Origin of the sequence: Anaerovibrio sp. (assembly GCF_024697385.1) — a bacterium.
GTDB lineage: Bacteria > Bacillota > Negativicutes > Selenomonadales > Selenomonadaceae > Anaerovibrio.
In genome coordinates, this window is sequence record NZ_JAILFV010000012.1 from 1 (window position 1) to 5,162 (window position 5,162).

The following is a 5,162-nucleotide window of genomic DNA, read 5'->3' on the forward strand; positions in this document are numbered from 1 at the left end:
GGATATGGCAACAGCTTCGGTCATCCCCATGGGGAAATTCTGGATCGGCTCAGAGCATATACCCAAAAGGATATTTTTCGTACAGACCGGGACGGGGCAATAGTCTTTTATACGGATGGTCACCACATTACCTGGGAGAAAAGCGGCATAAGATAACATGGTATTTTGCATTTGTACAGGTGAATAGTGTATTATATTTGCAGGTGATGTTATGAATTATGGAGAGCTTAGGGTAAGAATAAAAAAAGGTGATATAAAGCAGCTTTATCTCCTGGCAGGAGAGGAAGGCTATTATATAGAAAAATCAGAAAAAGCTATTTTGGCAGCATTGTTTCCCAATGGCTACAAGGATGAGGATGTGCAGCTTGCAGATGGCAGCATATCATGTAATGACATAATAGCCATGGTAGAAACGGTACCCTTTTTTTCACCGAGGAATGTAATTATCCTACGGGATGCTGACCTGTTCAGGGCTTCAAAAAAAGGCTCTGCCGACGGAACGGAACCAGAAAAAAAGTCATCCGGAAAGAAGGGGGCTTCCCCTGAGGAGCGCCTGGCCAAGCTGTTTTCCAATATGCCGGATTTCAGTACAGTCATTTTTGAACTGCACGGTAAAGTGGATAAACGAAAAAGACTCTACAAGGAATTGGCTGCAGTTGGACAGGTGGTGGAGGCCGATCCGGTCAAATCGTATAATATTGATGAATGGCTGCATGGAAAGCTCCAGGAAGTTCATAAAAATATGGATGGTGAGGCACACAGTTATTTTGTCAGGGCTGTGGGGATGATGGATCCTGTACCTTTGGGGTTCCTGGACAAGGAAATGGACAAGCTGGCCTTGTTTATGGGGGCAGAACAGAAAAACATCAGCAGGGACATTCTGGAAAAGGTATTTTCTGATGTACCGGAAATTGACGGATTTGCCATGAATGCAGCCATAGGGCAGCATGACATAAAAAAAGCCCTGTTTCTTTTTCAAAAGCAACAGGACAAGGGCGTATATATTGTGGTTATTATTGGGCAGCTGGTCCATTATGTGCGCCAGATGTGGCAGGCCAAAACCTTTATTAAACAAGGCTATAGTGATAAAAGGCTGGGGCAGGCGTTGGGTGTTTTCAATTCCTATGTCGTCAAAAAAATCGCCAGGGAATGTCAGGGTTTTTCGGAGGAGGTCCTGAAGGATGCTTTCCTCAGGCTCTCTGATATAGATTTGGCATCAAAAACAGGCCGTTGCCATCCTGCCGAAATAGAGGCCGTTATTATCAGCCTTTGTTCAGGCAAGCAATGATTATGCAAACATTATGAATATGAGACTTGTTCCTTGGGAGCCTTATGCTCCCAAGGAATTTTTTGTATATTTATCTCTTTGCTCCCGGTTTATTTTATTCAAAGAAAAAGACACCAGTTCATATCGAACTGGTGTCTCTGCATTATGAGGATCATGCGTCGAACATCCTCATTTTATTTCATGCAAATCATTTTGCCATTGCGTTGACCTTGCGAGCTAAACGGGACTTTTTACGGCCTGCAGCATTTTTGTGATATACATGGTTTGCAGCAGCCTGGTCAATAGTCTTGCAAGCAAGTGCAAGGAGGGCCTTTGCTTCTTCAGCGTTACCGGCTTCAACAGCGTCCATCACCTTACGGGAAGCAGATCTTACGCGAGACTTCTCAGCCAGATTTTTTGCATGGCGCTTTGCATCAGTCTTTACACTCAGGATAGAAGATTTAATATTTGGCAATTAGTTCACCCCCTTGAAATTTCAGTACCTATGTATTCTAGCACGGGAAAATAAAAAATGCAACAATTATTTTCTAATTATCTTTTGCCAAAGGGGCAGTGGCTTGCCTATTATTGGAGTGTGATGTTATAATATCTTGAATATTTATGTACATTTGGAAGGACGAGATTATGGATACAAATAAAATTCGTAATTTTTCAATAATAGCTCATATCGACCACGGCAAGTCCACTATAGCCGACAGGCTTATCGAATACACCGGAACCCTCTCCAAGCGTGAGATGTCTGACCAGGTTCTGGACAATATGGACCTGGAACGGGAGCGGGGGATTACCATCAAGGCGCAGACTGTTCGTATTGATTACAGGGGTAAGGATGGGGAGATGTACTGTTTGAACCTCATTGATACTCCCGGTCATGTGGATTTTACCTATGAGGTTTCCCGAAGTCTCGCAGCCTGTGAAGGGGCCCTGCTGATCGTGGATGCTGCCCAGGGAGTGGAGGCCCAGACACTGGCCAATGTGTATATGGCCCTGGAGCATGATCTGGAAATAATTCCTGTAATCAATAAGATAGATTTGCCCAGTGCTGATCCGGACCGGGTGAAAAAGGAAATTGAGGATGTTATCGGACTGGATGCCTCTGAGGCAATACTGGCCTCAGCCAAGACCGGGCAGGGTATCGAAGAAATCCTTGATGCCATTGTTGAAAGAATTCCTGCGCCATCGGGAGCTGCAGACAGGCCCCTCAGCGCATTGATTTTTGATTCCTATTTTGATTCCTACAAAGGAGCTATTGCTCATATCCGTATTATGGATGGCGTCTTAAAAAAGGGAATGGCCCTGAAGATGATGGCAACCGGCAAGGTGTTTGATGCTACCGAAATTGGCTGTTTTCGTCCCCAGACCACAGAGCTGCAGGAGATGGGGCCTGGGTCTGTAGGTTATCTGGCCGGTTCTCTTAAGCAGGTACGGGATGTACGGGTAGGTGATACCGTTACTTTGGCCGAGGGCGGAGTAGATGAGCCACTGCCGGGCTATAGAGGCGTAACCCCAATGGTGTACTGCGGGCTTTACCCTGTGGACAGTGCTGACTATGACAACCTTAAGGATGCACTGGAAAAGCTCCAGCTCAATGATGCAGCCCTGGTATTTGAACCGGAAACATCTGTGGCTCTTGGATTTGGCTATCGCTGTGGCTTTTTGGGGCTGCTGCATATGGATGTTATCCAGGAGCGACTGGAGCGGGAATACAATCTGAAGCTTATTACCACGGCACCGAGTGTAATATATCATGTATTCAAGACAGACGGAGAGATGATATCGGTGGATAATCCCTCTGATTTACCTGCCCCGACTGTTATTGAGCACATCGAGGAGCCGTTTGTAAAGGCAACAGTCATTGTGCCAAATGACTTTGTGGGTGCGGTAATGGAGATTTCACAAAACAAGCGGGGAGTCTTCAAGAACATGGATTACCTCGATGTTAATCGGGTAATGATTGTGTATCATATTCCTCTCAGTGAGATTATATATGATTATTTTGACAAGCTGAAATCATCCACCCGAGGCTATGCTTCCCTGGACTATGAGCTGGCTGATTACCGGTCGGCCAAGCTGGTGAAGCTGGATATACTGCTCAATGGCGATCCTGTTGATGCCCTGTCCACCATAGTACATGTGGACAATGCTGCCGCCAGGGGACGCCAGCTGGCGGCCAAGCTGAAGGAAATAATTCCGCAGCAGATGTTTGAAATCCCTATACAGGCAGCCATTGGCAACAAGGTAATAGCCAGGGAGAATGTCAGGGCCATGCGCAAGGATGTGCTGGCAAAATGCTATGGCGGCGATATAAGCCGCAAGCGCAAGCTGCTGGAAAAACAGAAGGAAGGAAAAAAGCGCATGAAGGCTGTGGGCCGGGTGGAAGTGCCTCAGGAGGCCTTCATGGCCATATTGAATATCGAATAGTGTGATACAACCAGGTGCTGGTCTGGCAGGAATTTCCTGCGACCGGGACAGTTACCATGGCAATGTTGAAGGACACATGCCGGTGTTTGTGCCCTTCATGTGTCCGGGAAAACTGATGCCCGTTTTTAGACAAGTCACCTGGTTTGTTTTATGGGGGCTGCTATGGTAATTGACAATGAATTTGGCGTGTATATTCATATTCCCTTTTGCCGTCAAAAATGCTTTTATTGTGATTTTCCTTCCTTTGCCGGCAGGGAAAACCTTATAGATGATTATCTGAATGCCCTTTCTGAGGAAATGAGGCTGGTAACAGCTGAATTGGGGCAGGGAGAAAAGCTGTCACCTTCTACTATATACATTGGTGGTGGCACTCCGAGTATTTTGGATTCGGATCAGCTGAACAGACTGCTGACCATCATCAGAGAAAAAATTGATTTGGCCGGGGTGGCAGAATTTACTGTTGAGGTGAATCCCTGCAGTGTTACTGCTGAAAAACTGCATTTGATGCGACAGTCCGGAATAAACCGTATCAGTATAGGCATTCAGAGCTTTGATGACGGGTGCCTGAAGAGTATAGGGCGTCTCCATTCCGGGCGGGAGGCTCTACAAGCTGTATCCATGGCACAAATGGCAGGCTTTGACAATATAAGTATAGATTTGATGTATGGCTTGCCGGGACAATCAATGGACATGCTGGAGGAAACAGTAGCGACAGCCCTTAAGCTGGAGGTACGGCATATATCAGTATATGGCCTGCAGCTGGAAGAAGGAACGGTTTTCGCCCGTCAGCAGGCCATGGGCAAATTGCTGTTACCGGAAGATGAGCTGGTGGAAGAAATGTATGACTATATAGTCAGGGAATTACCCATTGGCGGCTTTCAACGGTATGAGATTTCCAATTACGCCCGGCCGGGGTATGAAAGCAGGCACAACTGCCTTTACTGGCAGGATGTTCCCTATCTGGGCTTTGGGGCAGGAGCACACTCCTACTGGTCAGACAGACGATATGAAAATCCTGTCAATATAAAGGAATATATTCAGGTAATAAATGGGTCCAGGGTAATGTCCATGGTGGAGGAAGAGATTGATACCAAGGCACACATGGAGGAATATTGTTTTTTGGGATTGCGTATGACCCGGGGAATTAACAGGGAGTCCTTCAGAAACAGGTTCGCCTGTGATGTTCATGATATTTTTGGCAATGCCATAGACAATATGGTTTCCAAAGGCCTGTTGGCTGAGAATGAGGAAGCTGTTTTCCTGACTGAATTGGGAATGAAATACGGCAATATTGTATTTGCCGAATTTATCCTATAACGAGCTTTAAGATGTCCCCTTCCTCTTTAGGTGGGGGAAAACAAACTACAACAGCTGGCGAGCATATCTCCCAGCTCGTTGAAACGCTAATTGGAAGATTTTTCTTCTAAAGAAGAAAAATTTGAACAATGGCGTT

At 46.0% G+C, this 5,162-nt stretch carries 4 protein-coding genes; 3 read left to right on the forward strand and 1 reads right to left on the reverse strand.

Going from position 1 to position 5,162, the window contains the following annotated elements; all coding sequences use genetic code 11:
• Positions 1-211 precede the first annotated feature (211 nt).
• Positions 212-1,288 carry a DNA polymerase III subunit delta gene (gene holA, locus K6C05_RS00740; protein WP_296730371.1) on the forward strand — a complete coding sequence of 359 codons (1,077 nt, stop codon included), beginning with the start codon at positions 212-214 and terminating at the stop codon, positions 1,286-1,288.
• A gap of 187 nt (positions 1,289-1,475) precedes the next feature.
• On the opposite strand, the gene rpsT is transcribed toward holA, so the two are convergent.
• Positions 1,476-1,742, reverse strand: coding sequence for a 30S ribosomal protein S20 (rpsT, locus tag K6C05_RS00745; RefSeq protein WP_296730372.1), 267 nt, complete (start codon positions 1,740-1,742; stop codon positions 1,476-1,478).
• A 170-nt stretch (positions 1,743-1,912) separates the two neighbouring features.
• On the opposite strand from rpsT, the gene lepA reads away from it, so the two are divergent.
• Together lepA and hemW are read left to right on the forward strand one after the other, a co-directional pair.
• The gene (lepA, locus tag K6C05_RS00750; RefSeq protein ID WP_296730373.1) at positions 1,913-3,709 is read left to right on the forward strand and encodes a translation elongation factor 4; all 1,797 of its coding nucleotides are present in this window, start codon (positions 1,913-1,915) and stop codon (positions 3,707-3,709) included.
• A 162-nt stretch (positions 3,710-3,871) separates the two neighbouring features.
• Positions 3,872-5,026, forward strand: a complete 1,155-nt coding sequence (gene hemW / locus K6C05_RS00755) for a radical SAM family heme chaperone HemW (RefSeq protein WP_296730375.1) — start codon at positions 3,872-3,874, stop codon at positions 5,024-5,026.
• Positions 5,027-5,162 lie beyond the last annotated feature (136 nt).

Excerpts from the sequence above, each read along its gene's own strand:
- holA (WP_296730371.1), top strand. The coding sequence starts at position 212 with ATGAATTATGGAGAGCTTAGGGTAAGAATAAAAAAAGGTGATATAAAG.
- lepA (WP_296730373.1), top strand. The coding sequence starts at position 1,913 with ATGGATACAAATAAAATTCGTAATTTTTCAATAATAGCTCATATCGAC.
- hemW (WP_296730375.1), top strand. The coding sequence starts at position 3,872 with ATGGTAATTGACAATGAATTTGGCGTGTATATTCATATTCCCTTTTGC.